The organism is Flavobacterium sp. FlaQc-28 (assembly GCF_044007415.1).
Lineage (GTDB): Bacteria > Bacteroidota > Bacteroidia > Flavobacteriales > Flavobacteriaceae > Flavobacterium.
On record NZ_JBIPCM010000003.1, the window covers coordinates 407385 to 431939 of the forward strand.

Sequence of the window (24555 nt, forward strand, 5' to 3'; positions counted from 1 at the left end):
ACTAATAATTAACAAATTACAAATATTTTTAAATAATAAATTACTTTAAGAAACTAACAATTATCATGTTTTGATTTTTAGTAAATTCTTTCCTTTGTTTGACGTAACCAATACCACAAACTAACCAGCGAATCATGTATAAGAGTACTAATTATAAAATCAAAAAAGCAGATAAATGCGTCACGTTTATTAATAAAATAAATATTGATAAAAATGCACATTGATACTGATTTGCTGTATACATGGGGAGCAATTGCAAAAAAAGTTCCCAAAAACGCTATCATTTTTTATGAGAATGATCCTGCTCTATCCTTTTTTCAAATTTTAGAAGGAACGGTAAAAATGAGCTATACCAACGAAGACGGTAAAGATCTTACTATTGGTGTATTTAATAAAGGGGAGAGTTTTGGAGAACCGCCGTTAATTATTGGCGAGCCCTATCCTGCATCGGCATTAGCTCAAACAGACTGTGTGATTTTAAAGCTTTCTCGAATTAACTTTTTCTCCTTTCTAGAAGAAAATCCTGAAGCACAAAAGAAAATATTGAAATTATTTGCCTCAAGAATTTATAATAAAATCGTTTTCTCTAAAAATATTATTAATCATAAACCAGAACATCGAATACAATATTTTTTAGATAATTTTAAAAGACAGCTTTGCACAAAATCGAATCAAAAAATAAAAATTCCATATACTCGTCAAGAAATTGCTGATTTTACTGGATTAAGAGTCGAAACTGTTATTAGAACGCTGACACTCATGAAAAAGAATAAAAAAATTGAAATCATTGATCACAAATTATTCTACTAGAACGTCTAAAAAATTGCAGCAGTATGACTCAAATCATAATCTATAGCACAAATATTCACGTCCTTTGAGAAAAGGTTAAATGATAAATTATTAATTCAAATTTCATAACGTTTTAAAGTAAAAAAGCGGGAACTTCAATAGTTCCCGCTTTTTTAACTTATTACTTTATTCATCATTGCTTTTGAGATATTATCAGCCCTAATTTTGACTTCTCTAGCTTTTTCTCCTTCAAACAAATCATCGACCGTTTTTTTCCACAACTTTGTCCAGTGTTTAAAGTGAGCCTCCGTCAAAAGACTTTTCTGATTTAACATTCGGTGTTTCATCATCGGATTTCCATCAAAATTTCCAGTATGAAATAAAATATTATCCCAAAAATCATACATTATCGGAAGGTGTTTTTCCCAGTTTACCGCTGCTACTTCTGTAAACAAATAACCAATCGTAGGATCACTTCTAATCTTTAAATAGAAAGCATCTACCAAGATTATAATATCGTCTTTGTCTTTAATATCTTTTTTCATCTTTCTTCTTATTTCTTCATTTGTGTTCAAAATATTTTTACAAATCTTTTTTATTAAATTTTTTAAGAGATATAAAAAACGGAATTACGATCCATAACAGCAATAATAGAAAAGATAGTATCAGCCCAATTGTTGTACCAAAAAAATCTTTAAAAATCGCTCCTGTATATCCCATCATTGCCGATTGATCGAGATGCAGTAATATTTGAATACGTGCCAAATCTATAGGACTCAATGCTGTTACACCTACCATAGCCTTCTCAATAGGATATTCAGAAAACTGAAAAAGCAAAAACAACACTACAGCATCAAAAAGCATTGCAAAATAGAGCCAGAACATTATGGCAACTCCAATTCCTTTTGCTTTGTCTCTTGCATAAATACAGCTTAAAAAAGCCAATGAGACAAAAACTACTGAGATAAGGCAGCCTACCAAAAGCATCATAAATCCAACTATACCTGGTGCGTTTATTATTAGCGGAATTCCAGCTCCGAGAAAAAACGCAGTAACCATTGCGATCGAAAGACCCGCAAATAAACTAATCCAGATTTTTCTTCTCTTTAAAGGCTGACTCAATAAAAGTTCAATAAACTCGGCACTGTTATAAAGATAAATCGTAGAAAACAATATCGATACTAAAGGTACTGTAAACAAAATTACATTCAATATAGTAAGTAGTCCTTTGGCTGAATTGTCTTCTAATCCAAAAGATCCCCAAGAAAGTAATGCTAAAATAATGGTGTAACTAACAACAATCTTATTTTTAAGTATATCGAGTAAAACAATTTTAATTATTCTGTTCATGATGTTTCTCTTTTAAGATTTCGGCTATGGCTTTTGAAATTTTGCTTTCGCCTGTATATTCAAGTAAATCGCTGATCGTTTTATGGAAATGTACTTTTCCGTCCTGCATGAAAATAATCTGAGTAATCATATCATCGAGTTCACTTAATAAATGTGATGTTATTAAAATTAATTTTCCAGCGTCACGTTCTTTTAGAATCTTTTCTTTCAGAATTTCCGACGCTAATGGATCTAATCCAGCTGTAGGCTCATCAAGTATAAGAACATCAGGATTAAAAAGAAAAGCCAGCGCCGCACTCACTTTTTGAGTTGTTCCGCCAGAAAGCGTACGCATTTGTTTAGCATACATTTTGTCAAGATTAAAGGCTTTTATCAAATCTTCGTCTAAAACCGTTTTTGAATTCCTAATTTCTTTAATAATACTAATTATCTGTCCTATTTCCATATTATCCGGATACCTTCCAATCTGAGGCATATACCCGATTTTATTTCTGTAATTAAACTCTTTTAAAATAGAATTTTCTTGAAACAAAATATCGCCATTGTCAGGAAGCACCATTCCTAAAATAGATTTAATGAGAGTTGTTTTTCCGCATCCGTTAGGACCAATTAATGCAATACATTCTCCCTTTTTAAATTCAAGATTTACATGTTCTAACACTTGAAGTTTTCCAAACTTTTTGCTTATATTTTTTATCGTAATCATAAAATGAGAGATTTCATAAAGGGGGTTTCATCAATAAAATTATCAGGCGTAATACTTGGCAGTACTTTTTCTGATTTGTCTAAGAGGGTAATCATAAAACTCCTGAATAAAAGCATTGCCGAAGGATTATTCTCAGTAAGAACAGCAAAAAGACTCAACGGATGAAAAGGTACATCGCCAATCCCGTCTTTATTAAGATCATATCCCTCATACTTGTCCCAATAATTACTGTTGAAATGATTTAAAACGAGACTTCCATTGGTACTGATATCAAAAGTATTGGCTAGAAAGTTATTGAATGAAATTTCGTTATCCATACAACTTGCCTGAATTTTCATTCCCCAGCCATTGTCTTTAAATATGTTATGATTAAGCATAACTCTGCTCGTGCCTTCCATATAAATTCCTGAAGTATTGCGTATAAATTTGTTTCCAATAATATAGCTGTCTGCAATCTCTTTCAGCAGTAAACCATAGGCGGCGTCTCCCCAGTTTTCTTCAAAATAGTTGTTGAACATTTTTACATTTTTGGTAAACATTACTGCCACTCCAGCCCCATTGTTTTTAAATACATTTGAGATATACGAATCGTCATTAGAAAACATAAAATGCAGTCCGTATCGAATATTTCCTTTAGAAATGTTTCTCCAGATAATCGAATTCGAGACAAACTCAAAATAAATACCATCACGATGTCCGGAAATTCTGTTTCCGATAATCTTCATACTATCGCTTTTCCAACAATGAATGCCATTTCCTATACGCTGTTCTTCTTTTTGATGTGCTTTTATAGTGTTATTTTCAATTACACAGCTGCTCCCTTTTTGAGCGTAAATGCCAAAAAAGTTATTCTCCAGTATATTATTCTTTACCGTTACACCTATTTTATCATAAATTTTAATGCCGCAAGGATCGTTAAGAGAACCGTAACCCGAATCTATTACCTTAAAACCAGATACAACAACACTATCAGCTTTGATAGAAACCACTTCATATTTTCTTTGTCCATCAAGAATTGGAAAATCCTTTCCTTGCAGCACAATTTTTTTATTGATCTCGATATTTCCCTCACGATACACTCCTTTATAGACCAAGATTGTATCGCCAGGGTTTGCCAGATCAATAGCTTTTTTTATACTTTTTATTACCTTGTTTTTCCCAACCTCAATAGTCTGAGACTGCAGATTGAAAAAAAACAGCGATAGAAAAAGACCTAGAAATAATTTCATATTTTTTTAATTGTGTTTTGAATTGTTGTACTCTTATTTTTCAATAAAAGTGCCCCATTCCTTTTCTTGTCCGTGAGATTCTGCTTCAAATGCTTTGGCTTGGCTTTTATTAGAAAACGCAGCAACATTTCCATTCATAGGACTTTTGATTGCACCGCCAGAGACATAAAAAGCTTTTTCGGCAGGAATCAATTCATTTTCTAAAGTATAATCATGTACGTAATACCCTTTGACTTTTAATTCTGGATTTTCTTTGGTATAATTTACCATGCAAGCCAAATCATCAAATTTATAAGCTCTGCCTTTTTCGGTAATAATCTCGGCGCCATGCTTTCCATCAGTAATTCCCATTTTACAAAAATCGCAGTTGTCAGTATTCAGCTTAATTGGAACAGGTTTATCATTTGAGCATGAAGAAAATAAAACGGCCAATATGGCAATACTTAATATTGTTTTAGTTTTAAAAAAAAACATTTTCTTTTCTTTTAGTACAGCCAGAAATAGTAAAACTCCAGCAGTAATCAACATCCATCCGCCAATATCGGGTATCGAGTAAGCACCAAAATTAAGCAGTTGTTTATAACCTAAAACAGGCGGCTGATACGCCATTCCAGGTACTCGTATGGCAGCATTTGGATCAAGGTTGTGACCATATTCATAATTCCAGCGGTAAAAATCAAGGCCGGCAGCTATTCCAAAAAGGACAAAAGAGCCAAAGAGTGTATATAAAATTTTCTTATTTTTATAAAATATGCAGCCTAAAGCGATAACTCCAAAAAAACCTAGAATGATAGGAAGAATTGTAAACTCGATAAAATCTTCGGTATGCAAAGTCTTCATTCCAATATAATGATTAAGCCCATTGATAATCTCAACATCACCAGCAATTTTAGAAGCGTGAAGTTTTAAAACCAATCCTTCAGGATATTGAGGTGCAGTTAATTCAATTTTCCACATGGGCACAAAAATAGATCCAATAAAAAGTAATCCTGATAACAAGAGAACTATTTTAGAAAATGTCGAAATTGTATTATTTCTCATAATAATTCAAAATAAAAAAGGGAACAAAGAATATGCTCTGTCCCCTTTACTTGGTTAGTAGTTATTCTTTTGGTAAATTAGTTCCCAGACTGTAGCTAATTGGAACGTTACTTCCTGCTGGCGAAACTCTAACATAACCCTGCATTTCTTGATGTAATGCACTGCAGAAATCTGTACAATAGAATGGGAATATTCCTTTTTTCTGAGGTGTCCATTTTAAAGTAAGTGTTTCTCCCGGCATAATCAACAATTCGGCAGTGTTAGCTCCTTTAATGGCGAATCCGTGAGGAACATCCCAATCTTGTTCAAGATTCGTAACATGGAAATAAACCTCATCGCCTACACGAATTCCTTCGATATTATCTGGAGCAAAATGAGAACGAATACACGTCATATAAATATGTACTTTATTTCCTTCTCTAACCACTTTAGTTTCTTTTTCTCCTTTGGCTGCAAAAGGATGCTTGTTATCAGCCATTTTGTAAAACTTCAACTGTCCGTTGTTACGAATCTTATCCGCAGGGATTCCTTGTGCATAATGCGGTTCTCCAATTGTTGGAAAATCAAGCAGCAGTTTCATTTTATCTCCGCTGATATCAAATAATTGTGCACTTTGTGCTAATTCAGGACCTGTTGGCAAGAAACGATCTTTTGTAATTTTATTATAAACTACCATATATTTTCCAAATGGTTTTTCTGTATTACCACCTGGAACCATAAGGTGACCCGGAGAATAATAAGTCGCTTTTCTATCTAAAACTTTAAGATCTTTAATATTCCATTTTACAACTTCTGAAGAAACAAACATGGTTGTATATGCATTTCCTTTACCATCAAATTCAGTATGTAAAGGTCCTAATCCTGGTTTTTGAACTTCGCCGTGCAGCGCTGCTTCATATTTTACTACCGGAATACCAGCATAAGAACCATCAAATTGTTTATTAGCAATCGCTGCTTTTAGTTTTGTAAAACTAAATACAGGAATCAAAGCTGCTAATTTTCCACTTCCAATAATATATTCACCTGTTGGGTCAATATCACAACCGTGAGGCGATTTTGGGCAAGGAATCATATAGCAGATATCTTTAAGTTCTGCAGCATCAAGAATCAGCACCTCTTTTTTAATTTCAGATTTTGCTGTTTGTGTTTTTTCATCCCAAGTATTATGAGCATAGTTTGCAGGTACACGTTTTCCTTTTCCGGCTTTAATATATTCCTCTGCTTTTTTCCAGTTCACTGCCATGATAAAATCTTTATCATTTTTAGATGCATTTACTTCAAGTAATGTATTAGCTTGTTCTGTATTATAGCAAGAGAAAAAGAACCATCCGTGAGACTCTTTTTTACCTGGGTGGCTAAGATCAAAATTAACCCCTGGCGTTACAATTTGAAAAGCAAGATCTAACTCACCTTCTTTCCCAACTTTTACAAAGCTTAAATGCCCTTTAAAGTTTTTCTTGTATGTATTGATAGGCACATCACCGTTATCATTATCAGCAGGCACACTAAAACGGCTTGCTCCAACAACGTACTCTGTATTTTGGGTAATAAATGGTGAAGAGTGATTTCCTCCACAGTTTGGAAGCTCGATAATTTCGGCCGTTCTAAAAGTTTTAAGATCAATACGCGCAATTCTAGGCGTATTGTTTGCATTGGCAAAAAGCCAGCGTCCGTCTACTTCACCATTTGTCTGTGATAAATCAAGGTGATGCTGATCATCCCAAGGCACATATCCATGAGAAGTATTTAACATTGGTTTTGTTTCCTCACTATAGCCGTAGCCGCTTTGAGGATCTTCAGAAAACACAGGCATTACTCTAAGCAGTCGCCCGCTTGGAAGCCCGTAAACACTCACTTGACCACTGAATCCTCCAGAGACAAAGTTGTAAAACTCATCATACTTACCAGGAGCAACGTATACTTTGCTGGCGACATCACCGTCAACAGTATCTGAAGAATCTTTGGGCTTGCAAGAAACAAAAAAAGCACAGCCCAGAGTAATGGCAAAAACTGATTTTAAAAACTGATTTTTCATAAGGTTATTAATTTAGAATTCGATTATTTTGGCGTTTATTTTACCCCATCATTCTGACGCATATATTCCAGAATACTTCTAGCTTCATCATCACTTAAACCTTGATTAGGCATTCTAATCATGCAAAGTTCTAATTGAGCTTGTAACTCAGGGTCTTTATCGATCATAGGATCAGGATTTGTGATAAAATTCATAATCCATTGTGGTGTTCTTCGTTCCGTTACACCTTTCCATCCTGGACCAACAAGTTTCTCATCTGTAGGTTTGTGGCATGAAGTACATTTTACTTCGGCAGCTTTAAGCCCTTTTTCTGCCATTGCTTTATCTAAGGAAGCTCCTAATTCTACAGTCGAGTATTTCCCGAGTCCTCTTTGGGGATCGTATGATTCAGCTTCAGCAGTTTTTTCTGCTGGCGGCGGAGTCGAAAAATCTTCGTCTGTTTTTGATTTATCCTTTCCGCAGGACACGAAAAAGAAAATACCAAACATTGCTATTAAAAATAATTTGTTCATGTGTTTGCTTTTTTTTTATTTGTTAAACTACAGGTCAAAGTTCCACAAGATGTATTTCTTAAATTATGATTACGATCATACTTTAAAGAAAAAGTTGATGATACCTTCGTACTCTAAAATAAACAGATGAAGTTTTTTGTTTACATATTTCTCTTTTCAGTGGTTTTTAGACCTGCGTTTCCATTTTTGGATTATGTAGTAAACTACCATTACATTGTTACCGAATTATGTGAAAACAAAAATGCGCCTGAACTTAGTTGCAATGGAAAATGTCATCTAAAAAAAGAGCTGGCAAAAGCTTATAAAAATGATGATCCTGCCTCTAACGAGAAAAAAGCGGAAACGGTAGAAACAGTAATACTATTCATAGTAAACCTTCCTGTATTTTGTTTTGAAACAGCTCACAAAACCCACTTAAAAATAAACTCAGTCTATAAAAATCTATACTCTCATTTAGACACGGTTTCTGTTTTTCGTCCGCCGACTTTCAACTATTAATTTTTCAATGTTTTACACTTTATTTTCTCCGAAATCTATTTCGGCAGAAATCGTATTATCCTTATTTAAATTAATATTCTATGAAAACTTTAAAATACATTACCCTTTTCCTTTTAGCAATTACCTATATTTCTTGTTCTTCTGATGATGACTCTTCAACCTCAATTCCTACTGATGAGACACTTGGACTTCAAAAAATTCAAGAATTAACGAATGACAATCATGTTGTTGAACTTTATTCAAAAAAAGGCACTCTAATTCAAGGCTACAATACCATTACAATTAGAATAAAAGACAAAAAAAGCAGCGCTTATATTACAGATGCAAAAATTGATTGGACACCAATTATGCATATGACTTCAATGCAGCATTCATGTCCAAAATCGACTGTGACTAAAACGGCTGATAAAAAAACCTTATACTCAGGTGATATTATTTTTCAGATGGCACAAAACGATAAGGAATTTTGGGAACTTAAAATTAATTATACAATCAACAATGTTGTTTATACCGTTGCAGATACTATTGCCGTAACTGCATCGCCAAAACGTACTGTAACCTCATTTAAAGACAATAGCGGCAATAAATATGTACTGGCTTATATCGCACCCGAGAATCCGAAAGTAGCCGTAAACGATGCTGCTGTTGGACTTTATAAAATGGAAGATATGATGACGTTTACTACAGTAAACAATTTTAAAATAAAAATAGACCCAAGAATGCCAAGCATGGGAAATCATGGATCACCAAATAATACCGATTTAGTACAATCTGAAGCAGGAGGTTTCTATAAAGGAAAACTTTCATTGACCATGACGGGATATTGGAAAATTAATATGCAGGTTTTAAATGCCTCAGATGAAGTACTAAAAGGAGAACCTGTAACGACAGAAAATCCTTCAAGCACTCTTTATTTTGAAATTGAATTTTAAGCGTTCATTATTAACAAGAAAGAGACAATTCTAGTTGTCTCTTTCTTATAACTTATCTAGTGATGAAAAAAATAATAGTATGTATTCTAACTATTTTTTCAACAATCTGCTGGGGACAAGAACAACAAAAGGACAGTCTTTCGGCTCAAAATTTAAATGAAATTATTGTTATTGGAAAAAAGGCAGCTTTACATCAAAAACAGCCAAAATCATTGACTTCTGTAGAAGATTATCTGCAAAAATCTACAAAAATAAATATGATAAAAAGAGGCGCTTATGCCTGGGAACCCACAATTAACAACATGTCTACAGAACGCACCGTTATTACTATTGACGGAATGCGCATTTTTGGAGCTTGTACTGATAAAATGGATCCAATAACTTCTTATGTTGAAGTTTCAAATTTATCAGAAGCTGCAGTTGCATCTGGTCAGCAGGCAAGCTGTCATGGTGCAGCAATTGGCGGTTCTATAGATCTAAAACGTTCCATTTTTAGTCAAAATACTTTGGGGTGGAATGGCAGTTTTAACTCAGGTTATGAAAGCAACAATCAGCAAAAAATTATTGGAGGTTCATTGGGCTACAATAATGAAAAGTTTTACGCTCATGTTGATTTTATGCATCGTGATGCTGAGAATTATAGAGCTGGCGGAAACCAAGAAATCAATTTTTCTCAATTTACCAAATACAACATTGCTGCAACTGCTGGATATTTCATAAATAAGAAAAACAATCTCGAAGCTTCGCTGATTTATGATAACGCTACAAACGTAGGTTATCCTGCTCTGCCTATGGATGTTTCACTGGCAAAAGCCGAAATCATGTCTTTAAGCTATCGTCATACACCCGATTCTGGTATTATTTCAAACTGGGAAACAAAGGTTTACGGAAACAGCGTAACGCATAAAATGGATGATACGAAAAGACCTTCTGTTCCCATTCATATGGATATGCCGGGCTGGTCTGACACCTACGGATTTTACTCTAAGCTAAAAGGGAAGTATAAAATACACGATTTTACAGCAGACTTAAATGCTTTTTACAACAAATCGATTGCCGAAATGACAATGTATCCTGCTGATCCCACAGAAAATTTAATGTTCATGTACACTTGGCCTGATGTACGAACTTTTTACAACGGCTTGTCTCTTGAAGATTATATTAAAATAGCATCAGAAACTACTTTGAGAATTGGAACTTCTGTAGGATTTCATTCAAACGATGTTGCAAATGATTTCGGATTGCAGAGTCTGCGCATTTTCTATCCTGAAATGGAGGCTTCAAAAAACCGTTTCTTAAAAAGTTTCTCGGCAAACTTTACTCAAAAAAAAGGCAATTTTGAATATGGTTTTGGAGGTGCTTATGCCGAAAGAGCTCCTTCAATTTCTGAAGGTTATGGTTTCTATCTCTATAACAGCAGTGATTTTTATGATTACATAGGAAATCCTTTTTTAAAGAATGAAAAAGCTTTAGAAGCGAACCTTTTACTTGGTTATAAAACAAATCAATTAAGTACAAAAATTACAGCGTCATACTTTCATATAAATGATTTTATCGTAGGTCAAATTGATCCTAATATTCTTCCCATGACAATTGGAGCGTCTGGTGTAAAAAAATACGAAGCTATAAGTTATGCCTCTATTTTTAATGCCGATTTAAATATAGAATATTCTCTATTTGAAAACTGGCTTTTAAAAACGCAGCTGGTTTATAGTTTAGGCAAAGACAATCAAGGAAACAATCTTCCTTTTATAAGCCCAATACGATACAGTGCAGGAATTGACTATAAAAAGCAGAATTTAAATTTAGGAATTTCTGCCTTGGGAAATCTTGCTCAAAAAGAATTTGCAGCAACATACGGTCAAACAAAAACTCCGGATTATTTGGTTTTTAATTTCAATGCTGGATATACGTTCCATTACAATCAAAATTTAATAAAACTGCAAACTGGTGTAGAAAATATTTTTGATAAATATTATACCACTTTTTCAGATTGGAACAAAATTCCGCGAATGGGACGCAACGTCTTTGTCAATCTTACTTTCAGCTTTAGATAAACCGTTTTTGAACTCCATTTTTTTCCAGTTTTACGTTTGACTTTTAAAACAGAACATAAAAAAATAAAAATAATACAGTATGATTGGAATCATAGTTTGAAGATTTTGATGGCAATATATTTACGATATTAAAATTTATAATCAAGCATCCTAAAAACTACCACTTTCATGACAATCTTCAGTTTTACCAACTGTCGCATTTCTTTAGTACAGCTTGATTTTTCTCAAAAAAAAAAAAAACAGATTAAAAAAAATGGATAAACAATTCTTGATACAGGAAATAAACCGCCTAAAACAGCAAAAAAATGCTGTTATTCTAGCTCATTATTATCAAAATGAAGATATTCAAGATATTGCAGATTTTGTTGGCGACAGTTTAGAATTATCCAAAAAAGCACAGGCAACCAATGCTGATGTTATTGTTTTTGCCGGAGTTCATTTTATGGCTGAAACTGCAAAAATCCTTAATCCGTCAAAAAAAGTACTGCTTCCAGATTTAAACGCCGGCTGTTCCCTCGCTGACGGCTGTGATCCGAAAGATTTTAAAATATTCAAAGAAAAATATCCGGATCATGTAGTGGTAACCTACATCAATTGTTCTGCTGAAATAAAAGCGATGAGCGATCTCGTTTGCACATCATCTAATGCAAAAAAAATAATAGGATCAATTCCTCAAGACAAAAAGATAATTTTTGCTCCCGATCAAAATCTAGGAAATTATCTTAAGAAAGAAACTAAGCGTGATTTAGTACTCTGGGAAGGTTCTTGTGTGGTTCACGAAGCCTTTTCATTAGACAAGTTAATTGAAATATATATAAAAAATCCAACGGCAAAAATTGCCGCCCACCCGGAGTCAGAAAGCCATATTTTGAAAACGGCGCATTATATTGGCTCTACTTCGGGTATTATTAACTTTATTAAAACGGATCCTGCTTCCGTTTTCATCGTGGCTACGGAGGCCGGCATTCTGCATCAACTTTCAAAAACTGTACCTGATAAGACGCTGATCCCGGCCCCATCCACAGAAGACAACAGCTGTGCCTGCAGTGAATGTGCTTTTATGAAAATTAATACACTTGAAAAACTCCTGCAATGCCTGAGTAATGAAAGTCCAGAAATTAAAATAGCTGAACCCTTAAGAGTTAAAGCTCTGCAGCCAATTGAAAGAATGCTTGAATTATCATAGAATCAAAAAACTAACAAAATGCTTAAAACTGACATCTTAATAATTGGCTCAGGTATTTCGGGACTTTTTCTAGCTATGAAAACGGCTCAAAAAAGGCCCGATTTGTCAATTGTAATTATGACCAAAGAAAGTGCTCAAAATACAAATACACAATTGGCACAAGGCGGTATTGCGGTTGTAACTGATTTGATAAAAGACAGCTTTGATCAGCACATTAAAGATACACTGCTGGCAGGCGATGGAAGCTGTGATGAATCTATTGTAAATATGGTAATTAAGCAGGCGCCCGAAAGGTTAAAAGAGCTTTTAGATATTGGAACTTCCTTTGATAAAGATGAACGCGGACAATGGAATTTAGGTTTAGAAGGCGGTCATTCTAATCATCGCATATTGCATCATAAAGACAGTTCTGGCTTAGAAATTGAAAAAAAACTTCTAAATATTATAAAAGAACTTTCAAACATACAGTTACTCGAAAATCATCAAGTTATTGATTTGAATACCGAAAAAATTGAAGAAGAAAATCTTTGCAGCGGTGCTTTTTATTATGACAAAAAAAGCAACTCTGTAAAATATATACAAACCAGAACTATCATATTGAGTACAGGCGGCTGCGGCCAGCTTTTTGAGAACACAACCAATCCTGAAATTGCCACGGGTGACGGTATTGCAATGGCTGCCCGCGCTGGGATCGAAATTGAAGACCTCCAATACATCCAGTTTCATCCCACCGCCTTGTTTGCAGGCAGCAAAAATCCGTTTTTTCTAATTTCAGAAGCAGTTCGCGGTTTTGGCGCTTATGTTGTTAATGAAGATCAAAAAAGATTCCTGTTTAAATACGATTCACGTGGCGAATTAGCAACACGTGATATAGTTTCCCATGCCATTAACAGCGAAATGCTGCATACTAATAAAAAACACGTTTATCTTGACTGTCGTCACTTAGATCCAGTCGAGTTTTACAAAGAGTTTCCAGTAATAGCAAAACAATGCAATCTAGCAGGAATAAAACCCGAAAAAGATTTAATTCCAATTGTGCCGGCCGCACATTATCAATGCGGCGGGATAAAAGTAGATCATAATGGTTTAACGGCAATTCAAAATCTATATGCCATAGGAGAATGCGCCAGAACGGGATTACACGGAAAAAATCGTTTAGCTTCCAATTCACTATTAGAAGCATTAGTTTTTGCACATCAAGCTTCAGAACAAATAGATAAAACAATACAAAATTTTGCATTTTCATCAAAAATACCTCGTCCAAAGTTTTCCCAAGCAGACACTAGTACTTACGAAGCTTTTGCTATTCTAAAAAAAGAACTCCAAGTATTAATTACTGTTTTTTATACCAGCGAAAATCGTGATAAAGATTACGCATTAGAAAAAATTAAAATGCTGAAAAATACAGCGGTTTCTCTAATCGAAAAAGACAAAATCGCAATTCCTTTTATTGAATTCAGTAATATGCTTGTCACAGCCCTAATTATCATTAAACAATGTAAAAAAATAAAAGAACCCATTCTAACAAATTGAATAACTAAAACCTCTCAAAGAAAATGGAAATAACACCCAAAAATACAATTGGCGAAATCGTGGCAGATGATTTCAGAACAGCAGCAACTTTCTCTAAATACAGTATTGATTTTTGTTGTAAAGGACACCGCACTATCGAAGAAGTATGCAAAAAAAGAGCTATTGATGAAGAGTTATTAATTGCAGAAATTGAAAGAACACGAACAAGCGAGGCAAATCAATCGTTTGATTATAAAACCTGGCCGCTCGACTTACTTACAGATTATATAGAAAAAACACATCATCGCTATGTAAAAGAAAAAACGCCTGTACTATTTCAGTTTTTAAACAAACTATGTAATGTTCATGGCGAAAGACATCCAGAATTATTTGATATTAATTCTCTTTTTTCAGCATCAGCCGCAGATCTTTCGGCACATATGAGAAAAGAAGAGGTTATACTTTTTCCATTCATCAGAAAAATGAAAACGGCTCAAATAAAAGGTGATTTTCTAGAAATGCCGCATTTTGGAACTATCGAAAATCCTATTGCGATGATGAAACAAGAACATAATACTGAAGGTGATCGTTTTAAAAAAATTGCCGCTTTGACCAACAATTACTCACCTCCTGCAGATGCCTGCAATACCTACAAAGTAACATTTGCAATGCTGGAGGAATTTGAAAACGATCTGCACAAACACATTCATATGGAAAACAATATACTGTTTCCAAAAGCTATAAGTCTCGAGAAAAAATTTGAGAAAGTTTCTTAAACATACAAAACATGGAAAAATATGTGATCAAACGTAACGGCGATTACAAACCTTTTGAAGCCTATAAAATTAAAGATGCTATTGAAAAAGCCTTTCAGAGTGTAAATCTGCCAGTTGATAAAAAAATATACAAACTGGTTTCTTTAGGTCTTGAATTAAAATACTCATGGCCGGTAGAAGAAATTCAGGACATTATAGAAAGAGTTCTTTTTGAAAATGGTTATTTTAAAACCATGCGTTCTTTTATTATCTATCGACATACCCGAAAACTGCAGCGAGAACATATTGATGGTTTCAATGACAGCACAACGTATGTAGACAGTACACAAACTATTGAAGAGTATATCAACCAATCTGATTGGCGTATTAATGCCAATGCCAATACCTCCTATTCTAATGCAGGCCTGGTTAATAATACCGCAGGAAAAGTAATTGCGAATTATTGGCTGGACAAAATTTACAATAAAGAAGAAGGTTTTGCACATAGAAATGGCGATTTACACATTCATGACCTAGATTGCTTAACTGGTTATTGTGCGGGTTGGAGTCTACGTGTTTTATTAAACGAAGGATTCAACGGCGTGCGCGGTCGTGTTGAAAGCAGACCTCCATCGCATTTTAGAGAAGCACTTGGGCAAATGGCTAACTTTTTAGGAATTCTGCAAAGCGAATGGGCTGGCGCTCAAGCTTTCAGTTCATTTGATACTTATCTTGCGCCTTACGTTTTTAAGGATCAGCTTAGTTACGAGCAGATTCTAAAAGCTGTTAGAAGTTTTGTTTATAATCTTAATGTACCCGCAAGATGGGGACAATCTCCTTTTACAAATATAACTTTAGACTGGACTGCTCCTGATGATTTAAAAGAACAGATACCTACTAGAAATAACGAACATTTATTTCTTACTGCAAATGATCCAATCTTAATAAAAAAAGCAAACGAAAGAGGAGTTACAACTCTAACAAATTTAAAATATGCCGATTTTCAAGAAGAAATGAACTTGATAAACAAGGCTTATTACACCGTTATGACCGAAGGAGATGCCAACGGGCAGCCTTTTACATTCCCAATTCCTACAGTTAATATAACAGAGGATTTTGACTGGGAAGGTGAAAATGTAGATTTACTGTTTGAAAATACAGCTAAAATTGGTTCTTCGTATTTCCAAAATTTCATTGGAAGCCAATATGTATTAGATGAAAATGGCAGTAAAATAGAAAATCCAGAAGCCTATAAACCAAATGCTGTTAGAAGTATGTGCTGCAGGCTTCAGCTCGACTTACGCGAATTATTAAAACGAGGAAACGGCTTGTTTGGAAGTGCCGAAATGACTGGAAGCATTGGCGTAGTAACGATCAATATGGCTCGTTTGGGATATTTACATAAAGGGAATATTATAAAACTATTTTATCATTTAGATGAGCTGCTTCAGAAAGCAAAATCGACTTTGGAGAAAAAAAGAATCTTTATTCAAGAAATGTACGATCGCGGACTTTATCCGTATACACAGCGCTATCTCGAACATTTTAGGAATCATTTCTCAACCATCGGCGTGAACGGTATGAACGAAATGGTCCTTAATTTTACTGATGGAAAACAAGATATTACAAGCAATTCTGGAATTCATTTTGCAACTGAAGTTTTAGATCATATTCGATCAAGAATGAAAGAGTTCCAGGAAGAAACAGGGAACTTATACAATCTAGAAGCCACTCCTGCGGAGGGAACTACTTATCGTTTTGCAAAAGAAGATAAAAAGCGTTTTCCAGAAATTTTGCAGGCAGGTCAAAACAATAATATCTATTATACTAACAGTTCACAAATTCCAGTAGATCATACCGAAGATCCGTTTGAGGCTTTATTACTTCAGGACGAATTACAATGTAAATATACCGGCGGAACTGTACTGCATCTTTACATGCGAGAAAAAATAAGCAGTCCCGAAGCCTGTAAAAACTTTGTAAAAAAGGTGTTGACAAATTTTAAACTGCCTTATATAACCGTTACACCCATTTTCAGTATCTGCCCTATTCATGGATATCTTAATGGCGAACATGAATACTGCCCAAAATGCGACGAAATTTTACTCAGCGAGAATAATCAAAAATCCGAAATATATGAAAACACAATGTCATGAAATTCTAGCACAGCAGCAAGTTAAGAGAAGTAAATGTTTAGTTTACACAAGAGTAATGGGCTATCATAGACCCGTAGAAAGTTTTAATATTGGAAAAAAAGGCGAACATCAACAGCGTACCCATTTCAAGGAAACCACTATCCAATAAGGCAGTTTACAACATTACGCCCTTTACTTTATTAGATTATCCGGATAAGACAGCCTGCATTGTATGGCTTGCAGGCTGTAATATGCGGTGTCTATATTGTTACAATCCTGATATTGTTCTTGGTAAAGGAAAAATTGATTTTGAAACGGTTCTTGCGTTTCTAAAAACACGCAAAGGATTACTAGATGGTGTAGTATTAAGCGGTGGAGAATGTACGATGCATAAAAACATAATCACTTTTATAAAAGAAATTAAAGCTCTTGGTTTTATAATCAAAGTTGATACTAACGGTTCAAAACCAAATGTTCTGAGAAAACTGATCTCTGAAAAACTGATCGATTATGTTGCTTTAGATTTTAAAAGCCTTCCTGATGCCTTTAAACAGATTACAAAATCAAATCTGTTCTCTGAATTTGAAGAAAGTTTATTACTTTTAATAGCCTCTTCAATTCAGTTTGAAGTGCGCACTACAATACATTCTAATCTTATAAATAAATCTGAATTATTAAAGATGAGAACTTATCTTGAAACTCATAATTTTGAAGGAAACTATTACATCCAGCATTTTAGAAATAATGTGCCAACACTAACATCTCTAGGTCATTCTGATCAAAAAATGAGTAGTGCCGATTTTTCTGTATCAAAAGTAAAAATTGTTTTTAGAGAATAATTTCTAAAAAAAACTTCGCTCTTCCCTTTTACCAATCTAAAACTAAAAAGCTCATGAAACTGCATCACTTTCTTTTGATAATTCACCTTATCTCAGCAACAATCTGGGTGGGCGGACATCTTGTTTTAAGTATTCGATACCTCCCTTTAGCTTTAAAACAAAAAGAACCTGCAATTATTTTGAACTACGAGAAAAAATTTGAAGCCCTGGGCATGAGCTCTCTCCTTTTACTAATTATTACAGGAATCATAATGGCATATGATTTTGGAGTTTCTTTTGATTCTTGGTTTAGCTTTTCCAGCGGAATCGAAAAAGTAGTTTCTGTAAAACTCTTATTATTACTCTTTACTTTTTTGCTTGCACTTATAGCTCAATTTAGCGTTATTCCTAATCTCAGTAAACATAATATCAATAAAATGGCAGTCCTTATTATTAGTGTTACTTTAATAGGAGTAACAATGCTTATTTTAGGATCAAGCATACGTTATGGAGGCATATAATACTTAAATACTTAGTTCTCAAAATTTGTCATTTCGACCGCAAGGAGACTCCATCGATAGCGAACAAACAAAGTAAATCACACCAGATTGTCAACAAATATTGTGCAGACTATGTCTAAAAATACAAGAGAAACGCCTTTTCTAAATTTTTCAATCCCGATAGCTATCGGAAATGTTTCTATGTGTTAAAAAATCACACTCAATGTTTTCAATTAGTAAAAAATATGCAAGATGATGTTCGATTTTGAACTGTCAATGATCTTTTCTAATCTTTTAAAGAAAACTTCACTTACCATAGGACAACCCTGGCTATTGGATATATAATACTCCTGCTCATCGTTTGGAACAGCAGAATACGAATGCAAAACGACAGCTCTTTTAGCCGCATTACTATTAGTTTCATCAAGTCCGCTTAATTTATAGGCTTTCCCAAACATTCCTTTATACGATTTACCTATGGAATATCTTCCTAACGAAGTACATTTAGAATTGGGTTCATTACTAAATTTCAAATCTCCTTTTACAGCCGTTTCAGATCCTGAACCATTAGCCACAAGCCCTTTATCTAAAATTTTATTATTGGCTATATCATAAACAAAAAACCTATTGTACCCAGATTTGATTTTCATATCAACCAGAAAAACAATCTTATCATTGTATCCAGCCCCATTCTTTAACAATGCTTTTACTTCATCAAGTTGCTGCGTCAGTCTTGCCTCTTCAATATTTACTGTGGGCTTGTCAGTTGCATATTCCATCGGAGCATTAAAAAAACTTACGATAAAGAATAGTGTTAAATTGAATATTTTCATAACAGAATTAATTAAGAATAACTTTTACTTCATTTAAAATGATTCAGAATACTCTAAATCATTTTTCTCAGCAGCAAAAATAAATGTAAACCTTAATCCAAATAATCCTCAAACGTCTGAAAAACAACAAAATAAGACTTATTTCATTCGAGATCAAATAGTTCTATTTCTCAAAACTTAAAATAAGAACATAAAAAAAGGCCTCTAAAGGCCTTTAAAATAATTTTTTTTTATGTTTTTTTACCAGCCTTTTACAGCACCGCCTTTAAATTCGCGAATTGCAGCCTGTTCAACTTCTGGAGATTGAAAAGCTTGCAAAAACTGCTTTACTTTTTCTTCATTTTTATTGTCCTCTCGGCTTACAACAAGATTCACATATGGCGAATCTTTATCTTCTACAAACAATGCATCACGAGCAGGAACTAATCCAGCTTGAGAAGCAAATGTATTGTTGATAATTGCAATAGTTACATTTTGATCGTCTAGAGCACGAGGTAATTGAGGAGCTTCTAATTCTAATATTTTCAGTTTTTTAGGATTACTTACTATATCTGTTACTTTAGGTAATAAACCAATACCAGATTTAAGTTTCAGCAAACCATTTTTCTCTAAAAGCAATAATGAACGACCTCCATTTGTTGGGTCATTTGGGATAATGATTGTACTTTCATTTTTTAATTCAGAAAGACTTTTTATTTTTTTAGAATAACCGGCAATTGGGTATACAAATGTTTTACCAATTATCGCCAATTTATACCCGCGTTGTTTAGACTGTTCGTCAAGATAGGGCTTATGCTGAAAAGCATTTGCATCAATATCTCCCTGACTCAAAGCTTCGTTTGGAATCACATAATCGTTAAACGTAACGAGTTCAACTTCTAGTCCATACTTTTCTTTAGCTACTTTTTGTGCCACCTGAGCAACAGCATATTCAGGTCCTGCTGCTACACCCACTTTTATATGATGCGGCTCATTATTTTTACTCTTTCCACAATTAGATAAAACTAGAGACAGCGCAATAATTCCACCTGCTTTAAAAAAACTTTTTATATTTTTCATTCGTATGTTTTTAATTTTTAATTCTAATTTTTAATTGAAATTATCTGTGATCAAATCGTTTTGATAAAGCATCTCCAGCAAACTGAATCAGAAATACCAAGAGTACCAATAATGCTAGTACTGAATTCATTGTTACAGCATCATAGCCAATATATCCATATTGATAACCTACTTGTCCTAAACCGCCGGCACCAACTGCGCCTCCCATTGCAGAATAACCCACAAGCGTAATTAATGTTATAGATGCAGCGTTTATTAATGACGGTAATGCTTCTGGAAGTAATACTTTATATACAATCTGCAAAGGAGTTGCTCCTAAAGCTCTTGCGGCTTCAATTAATCCTGAAGGAAGACTTAAAAGACTGTTCTCTACGAGACGTGCAATAAATGGCGCGGCACCAATACTAAGCGGTACCAAAGCTGCACTCACACCTATAGAAGTTCCTACTATTGCACGTGTAAACGGAATCATCCAAACGATTAAAATAATGAATGGAATTGAACGAAAAACATTTACTAAAACAGACAATATTCTATTTAAAACGGGTTGTTCTAGTATTTGATTTTTTCGGGTAACAAAAAGTAAAATCCCTGTTGGAAGACCTAATAAAAAGCCAAAAAAGCCAGACACAAATGTCATCACTATAGTTTCCAGAGTTCCCTTTAATAATAAGTTAATAATGGATTCAGACATAACCTATAATTTCTGTTTTAATATGTTTTGAAATAAAATATTCGATGGCTGCATTGTAGTTCTCACGTTTACCAGATAATTCAATCAGCATTACACCAAAATTAACATCACCAGCTTGATCCATCTGAGCGCTGACAATTTTAAAATTAGTATCAAAAAGCCTAGAAACTTCTGAAATAACAGGCTCATTAACTGATTTTCCAGTCATTTCAAGTCTTAGTAATGGATTTAAATTTCCGTTATCCTCTTTTTGCAATTTTTCAAGATAAACTGCAGGAACATCAAGATGTAATGATGAAGCAATAAACTCCTTCGTTAAATCGTGTTTCGGGTCTGCAAAAATTTCTCCAACACTTCCCTGCTCTATTAACTTTCCGTGGCTTATTACTGCCACTTCATCACAAATTGATTTTACAACCTCCATTTGATGTGTAATTAATAAAACCGTAATATTTAAACGACGGTTTATATCTTTCAGCAGGTTTAAAATTGATCGTGTTGTTGCAGGATCCAGTGCGCTTGTAGCTTCATCGCAAAGCAAAACTTTAGGATTATTAGCTAATGTTCTCGCAATGGCAACTCTTTGTTTTTGACCGCCGGAAAGACTTGCAGGATAATCATTTGCTTTTTCTGCTAAACCTACTAACTGAAGCAACTCTAAAACACGTGTTTTTACAACAGATTTTGAAGTTCCAGCAAGTTCTAATGGAAAAGCTACATTCTCAAAAACGGTTCTAGAAGAAAGCAGATTAAAATGCTGAAAAATCATTCCTATTTGTCGTCTTTCATTCGCCAGTTGGGCACTTGACAATTGCATTAATGCTTTTCCATCAACTACAATCTCACCTGAAGTTGGTCTTTCCAAAAGATTCACGCATCTAATCAGCGTACTTTTCCCTGCTCCAGAAGTTCCAATTACACCAAAAATCTTTCCTGGCGGAACTGTAAGCGAAACATCAGATAAAGCAGTTACAATCCTGTCTTTTTGATGAAAAGTTTTAGTTACATTTTTTAATTCAATCATTTTGTCTATTCAATTTTACTTAGAATATGGAAATTTTAAATAAAAAAGCCTTTCAATTAAATCATGAAAGGCTCTAAAATAAAATCATTATTTTTTATATACAAGCCAGATCAATAAATCTCACAGCAGCCATACAGCATATCATCATGCTGCAGCTATAATATTTTTTTCTCTGGTTATAATTTTTCATTGGTGTGGCAAATTTAAAGAGTTATTTTGAATTAAAAAGCAAAAAAAGGTAAAACTTTTATTAACCTATCAAAATAATAGGTTATTCTATTCTTCTAAAGAAAACTACTCCTCATACATTTCCATCCATAATCTGGTTTCTTCAAGATCAAGCTCTTTTTCAATTTTTCTAAAAATCTCTTCATTTACAGATCCTCCTTTATGCATTACTTCAAGTTTTCCCCGCTCCACATTTAAAAGATCAATTTGAAGTTTTGTAAAGTCATTAAAAATCTCTCCCCCGAGCATTTTACCATTCCCAAAAAAATTAGCCGGCAGTTCAGTCTTTTGCAAACGATTAAATTTTACTTCATACTTACTTTTAATATTGTGTAATAAATCACCATCCAATAATGAAAAATTATCTTCAATATGAGCGATAGTTTCAGAAACGATTACATTTCGAATATTATATTCTTCTGCGAGTATAGAATAACGTTGAATTTTTAACTTCTTAATCAGCCATGGAAGCGTAAGACCTTGAATTACTAAAGTTGAAAGTATCACACAAAAAACCAAATAAATAATCAAATTTCGTAACGGAAATGCTTCTGTTTTATTCAGCATAAGAGGAAGTGCTAATGCAGCCGCCATAGAAACAACACCGCGCATTCCAGACCAGCCAAAAATAATCATATTACGATAATCAAATTCTTCTTTCTGTCTGATTCGTTTACTAAGCCATCTCGGAATCAAAGTCGCAGGAATAACCCATAAAAAACGAACCAAAATAACAACCGCACTAATAACTGCTCCCCAAATAAATAATGAAGTTCCAGAATAATTACTAATACCAGCCATAATCTGTCTTAACTGAAGTCCAATTAAAATAAAAATCAAACCGTTTAAAATATTAGTTAAAACGCTCCAAATTGTTCCAGTCATAATTCGACTTTCATGTGTAAAAATAGTTCCTGATCGTGCCGATAAATAAAGCCCTGTAGCAACAACGGCCAAAACTCCAGAACCATGAAAATGCTCTGCCAGCAAATACGACGCAAATGGTGTTAGCAGCGTAAGAGTAACCTCGATTATTTCATCGCAAACAAACCGTTTATGAATATAACTCATTATAAAACCAACGACTAAACCAATTCCAATTCCAATTAGCGACATCAGCACAAAATTTAATCCTGCCTGCCACAACACAAAATTTCCAGCTGTAATGGCTGTAAGTGCATATTTATAAGCTACTAAACCACTAGCATCGTTAACAAGACTTTCTCCTTCAAGAATCGCAATAAGCCTCGGATTCAATCCTAAACCTTTGGTAATAGAAGTTGCAGAAACAGCATCAGGAGGAGAAACAATTGCGCCAAGTAAAAAAGCCAGCGGCCATGAAACATCATCTATCAGCATATGCGCAGCGACTGCAACGGCAAGTGTAGTAAACAAAACCAATCCAACGGCTGCCAAAGTTATTGGTCGGATAGACTGTTTGAAATCTGACCAGCTTGTATACCAAGCAGCATGATACAACAAAGGGGGCAAAAATATAATAAACACAACTTCTGGACTAAGTGATATTACAGGAAGTCCTGGAAAAACGCTTATAATTACACCGCAGAGAACAAGTACAATTGGAACCGGAAAATTATATCTTTTGCTTACAAGACTCAAAAAAGCGACGCCAAACAGCAGCATAATAATTACGGTAACATTTTCCATTTATAACTGATTTTTAGTGGTTTTGGATTATAATTTCTAGGTGCTAAATTAAGATTTTATGATAATTATTAGAGGTGCTTAATAAAAAAATAATCTATTGAATTTCTATCTGAATGGAAACACACTGCATTGCATCTCTACAGGAAATATTTTATAATTATCTTGTTGATATAATAGTTAGTAAGCCTTGTTCTTACTGTCGTCTTGCTTCATGCTGAAACAAATTCAAAATGTTGTCGTTTTATTGATCTATATCAAACTTTTCTAATACAAACAGCTTTAGATTTGCTGATTCAATTATTGTCTAAAACAATTTCAAAATACAGTAAAATGATTAGTACAGAATTAAGTCCGTTAGTGCAATTTGGAATGACAAGCAAAGAACGTGCAGAAAACGCTTTAGAACAACTTAAAAACGGAAAAGGGATTATTGTAACCGATGATGAAAATCGCGAAAATGAAGGCGATTTAATTTTTTCAGCCGAACATATTACGGTAAAAGATATGGCGCTTATGATTCGAGAATGCAGCGGAATTGTTTGTCTTTGCCTTCCGAATGAAAAAGCAGATCAATTAGATCTTCCTTACATGGTAAAGGAAAATACCAGCAGTTTTCAAACGCCTTTTACCATTACTATTGAAGCAAAAAACGGTGTCACAACTGGAGTTTCTGCAGCTGATAGAGTTACAACAATTAAAACGGCTGTTGCGCAAAATGCAAAACCCGAAGACTTAGCTAGACCAGGACATATATTTCCGCTTCGCGCCAGAGATAATGGAGTTTTAGAAAGAAACGGACACACTGAGGGAAGTGTAGATTTAATGAAATTAGCCAATTTAAAACCTGAAGCTGTTTTATGTGAACTAATGAATGAAGACGGCAGCATGGCAAAACTTGACAAAATCGTTAGCTTTGCACAACAGCATGATTTAGTAGTTCTATCGATAGAAGATATTATCTATTACCGTAAATTCGTGCGAGATTACAACTAAA

The 24555-nt window shown here is 34.1% G+C and carries 24 protein-coding genes; 12 read left to right on the top strand and 12 right to left on the bottom strand.

The window, feature by feature from the left end:
* Positions 1 to 213: 213 nt before the first annotated feature.
* Positions 214 to 810, top strand: a complete 597-nt coding sequence (locus ACHRVL_RS11170) for a Crp/Fnr family transcriptional regulator (RefSeq protein WP_395412743.1) — start codon at positions 214 to 216, stop codon at positions 808 to 810.
* A 152-nt stretch (positions 811 to 962) separates the two neighbouring features.
* Here the strand turns inward: ACHRVL_RS11170 and ACHRVL_RS11175 are convergent, their stop codons facing one another.
* The 7 genes from ACHRVL_RS11175 to ACHRVL_RS11205 all read right to left on the bottom strand — a co-directional run bounded on the left by ACHRVL_RS11175 (position 963) and on the right by ACHRVL_RS11205 (position 7662).
* Positions 963 to 1334, bottom strand: a complete 372-nt coding sequence (locus ACHRVL_RS11175) for a group III truncated hemoglobin (RefSeq protein ID WP_395412745.1) — start codon at positions 1332 to 1334, stop codon at positions 963 to 965.
* 37 nt (positions 1335 to 1371) lie between these two features.
* Positions 1372 to 2139, bottom strand: a complete 768-nt coding sequence (locus tag ACHRVL_RS11180) for an ABC transporter permease subunit (RefSeq protein ID WP_089054852.1) — start codon at positions 2137 to 2139, stop codon at positions 1372 to 1374.
* Positions 2123 to 2845, bottom strand: a complete 723-nt coding sequence (locus ACHRVL_RS11185; RefSeq protein ID WP_395412747.1) for an ABC transporter ATP-binding protein — start codon at positions 2843 to 2845, stop codon at positions 2123 to 2125. The genes ACHRVL_RS11180 and ACHRVL_RS11185 overlap by 17 nt, the downstream gene beginning before the upstream one ends.
* Entirely contained in the window at positions 2842 to 4074 is a 1233-nt protein-coding gene (locus ACHRVL_RS11190; RefSeq protein ID WP_395412749.1) for a nitrous oxide reductase family maturation protein NosD, read from the bottom strand. Before ACHRVL_RS11190 ends, ACHRVL_RS11185 begins: the two co-directional genes overlap by 4 nt.
* A 33-nt stretch (positions 4075 to 4107) precedes the next feature.
* Positions 4108 to 5115 carry a nitrous oxide reductase accessory protein NosL gene (locus ACHRVL_RS11195; protein WP_395412751.1) on the bottom strand — a complete coding sequence of 336 codons (1008 nt, stop codon included), beginning with the start codon at positions 5113 to 5115 and terminating at the stop codon, positions 4108 to 4110.
* Between the two features lie 61 nt (positions 5116 to 5176).
* Complete coding sequence (gene nosZ / locus ACHRVL_RS11200) at positions 5177 to 7150, bottom strand: Sec-dependent nitrous-oxide reductase (RefSeq protein WP_395412752.1); 1974 nt, start codon at positions 7148 to 7150, stop codon at positions 5177 to 5179.
* Positions 7151 to 7185: 35 nt separating this feature from the next.
* Positions 7186 to 7662, bottom strand: a complete 477-nt coding sequence (locus tag ACHRVL_RS11205) for a cytochrome c family protein (RefSeq protein ID WP_129023135.1) — start codon at positions 7660 to 7662, stop codon at positions 7186 to 7188.
* Between the two features lie 126 nt (positions 7663 to 7788).
* On the opposite strand from ACHRVL_RS11205, the gene ACHRVL_RS11210 reads away from it, so the two are divergent.
* The 10 genes from ACHRVL_RS11210 to ACHRVL_RS11255 all read left to right on the top strand — a co-directional run bounded on the left by ACHRVL_RS11210 (position 7789) and on the right by ACHRVL_RS11255 (position 18076).
* Positions 7789 to 8160: a hypothetical protein gene (locus ACHRVL_RS11210; RefSeq protein ID WP_395412755.1), complete on the top strand. Its 372-nt coding sequence runs from the start codon at positions 7789 to 7791 to the stop codon at positions 8158 to 8160.
* A gap of 80 nt (positions 8161 to 8240) precedes the next feature.
* The gene (locus ACHRVL_RS11215; RefSeq protein WP_395412756.1) at positions 8241 to 9092 is read left to right on the top strand and encodes a hypothetical protein; all 852 of its coding nucleotides are present in this window, start codon (positions 8241 to 8243) and stop codon (positions 9090 to 9092) included.
* Positions 9093 to 9154: 62 nt separating this feature from the next.
* The gene (locus ACHRVL_RS11220; protein WP_395412758.1) at positions 9155 to 11149 is read left to right on the top strand and encodes a TonB-dependent receptor domain-containing protein; all 1995 of its coding nucleotides are present in this window, start codon (positions 9155 to 9157) and stop codon (positions 11147 to 11149) included.
* Positions 11150 to 11402: 253 nt separating this feature from the next.
* Positions 11403 to 12335, top strand: a complete 933-nt coding sequence (gene nadA / locus ACHRVL_RS11225; protein WP_395412760.1) for a quinolinate synthase NadA — start codon at positions 11403 to 11405, stop codon at positions 12333 to 12335.
* Between the two features lie 18 nt (positions 12336 to 12353).
* Positions 12354 to 13868, top strand: coding sequence for an L-aspartate oxidase (nadB, locus tag ACHRVL_RS11230; protein ID WP_395412762.1), 1515 nt, complete (start codon positions 12354 to 12356; stop codon positions 13866 to 13868).
* Between the two features lie 23 nt (positions 13869 to 13891).
* Positions 13892 to 14623, top strand: coding sequence for an iron-sulfur cluster repair di-iron protein (ric, locus tag ACHRVL_RS11235; protein ID WP_129023140.1), 732 nt, complete (start codon positions 13892 to 13894; stop codon positions 14621 to 14623).
* Between the two features lie 11 nt (positions 14624 to 14634).
* Positions 14635 to 16758, top strand: a complete 2124-nt coding sequence (locus ACHRVL_RS11240) for a ribonucleoside triphosphate reductase (protein WP_395412763.1) — start codon at positions 14635 to 14637, stop codon at positions 16756 to 16758.
* Complete coding sequence (gene nrdD / locus ACHRVL_RS11245; RefSeq protein ID WP_395412765.1) at positions 16739 to 16906, top strand: anaerobic ribonucleoside-triphosphate reductase; 168 nt, start codon at positions 16739 to 16741, stop codon at positions 16904 to 16906. The genes ACHRVL_RS11240 and nrdD overlap by 20 nt, the downstream gene beginning before the upstream one ends.
* The gene (locus ACHRVL_RS11250; RefSeq protein ID WP_395412767.1) at positions 16848 to 17576 is read left to right on the top strand and encodes an anaerobic ribonucleoside-triphosphate reductase activating protein; all 729 of its coding nucleotides are present in this window, start codon (positions 16848 to 16850) and stop codon (positions 17574 to 17576) included. Before nrdD ends, ACHRVL_RS11250 begins: the two co-directional genes overlap by 59 nt.
* 53 nt (positions 17577 to 17629) lie before the next feature.
* On the top strand, positions 17630 to 18076 hold the full coding sequence (locus tag ACHRVL_RS11255) for a CopD family protein (protein WP_395412769.1): 447 nt from the start codon (positions 17630 to 17632) through the stop codon (positions 18074 to 18076).
* 212 nt (positions 18077 to 18288) lie between these two features.
* Here the strand turns inward: ACHRVL_RS11255 and ACHRVL_RS11260 are convergent, their stop codons facing one another.
* From ACHRVL_RS11260 to ACHRVL_RS11280, 5 genes are all read right to left on the bottom strand, one after another.
* Complete coding sequence (locus ACHRVL_RS11260) at positions 18289 to 18888, bottom strand: murein L,D-transpeptidase catalytic domain-containing protein (protein ID WP_395412771.1); 600 nt, start codon at positions 18886 to 18888, stop codon at positions 18289 to 18291.
* 240 nt (positions 18889 to 19128) lie between these two features.
* The gene (gene metQ, locus ACHRVL_RS11265; RefSeq protein ID WP_395412773.1) at positions 19129 to 19947 is read right to left on the bottom strand and encodes a methionine ABC transporter substrate-binding lipoprotein MetQ; all 819 of its coding nucleotides are present in this window, start codon (positions 19945 to 19947) and stop codon (positions 19129 to 19131) included.
* Positions 19948 to 19987: 40 nt separating this feature from the next.
* Positions 19988 to 20641, bottom strand: a complete 654-nt coding sequence (gene metI / locus ACHRVL_RS11270; protein WP_395412775.1) for a methionine ABC transporter permease MetI — start codon at positions 20639 to 20641, stop codon at positions 19988 to 19990.
* Positions 20634 to 21665, bottom strand: coding sequence for a methionine ABC transporter ATP-binding protein MetN (gene metN, locus ACHRVL_RS11275; protein WP_395412778.1), 1032 nt, complete (start codon positions 21663 to 21665; stop codon positions 20634 to 20636). Before metN ends, metI begins: the two co-directional genes overlap by 8 nt.
* Positions 21666 to 21959: 294 nt before the next feature.
* The gene (locus ACHRVL_RS11280) at positions 21960 to 23561 is read right to left on the bottom strand and encodes a Na+/H+ antiporter (RefSeq protein WP_395412780.1); all 1602 of its coding nucleotides are present in this window, start codon (positions 23559 to 23561) and stop codon (positions 21960 to 21962) included.
* Between the two features lie 330 nt (positions 23562 to 23891).
* On the opposite strand from ACHRVL_RS11280, the gene ribB reads away from it, so the two are divergent.
* Entirely contained in the window at positions 23892 to 24554 is a 663-nt protein-coding gene (gene ribB / locus ACHRVL_RS11285) for a 3,4-dihydroxy-2-butanone-4-phosphate synthase (protein ID WP_395412782.1), read from the top strand.
* The last annotated feature ends 1 nt before the right edge of the window (position 24555 follow it).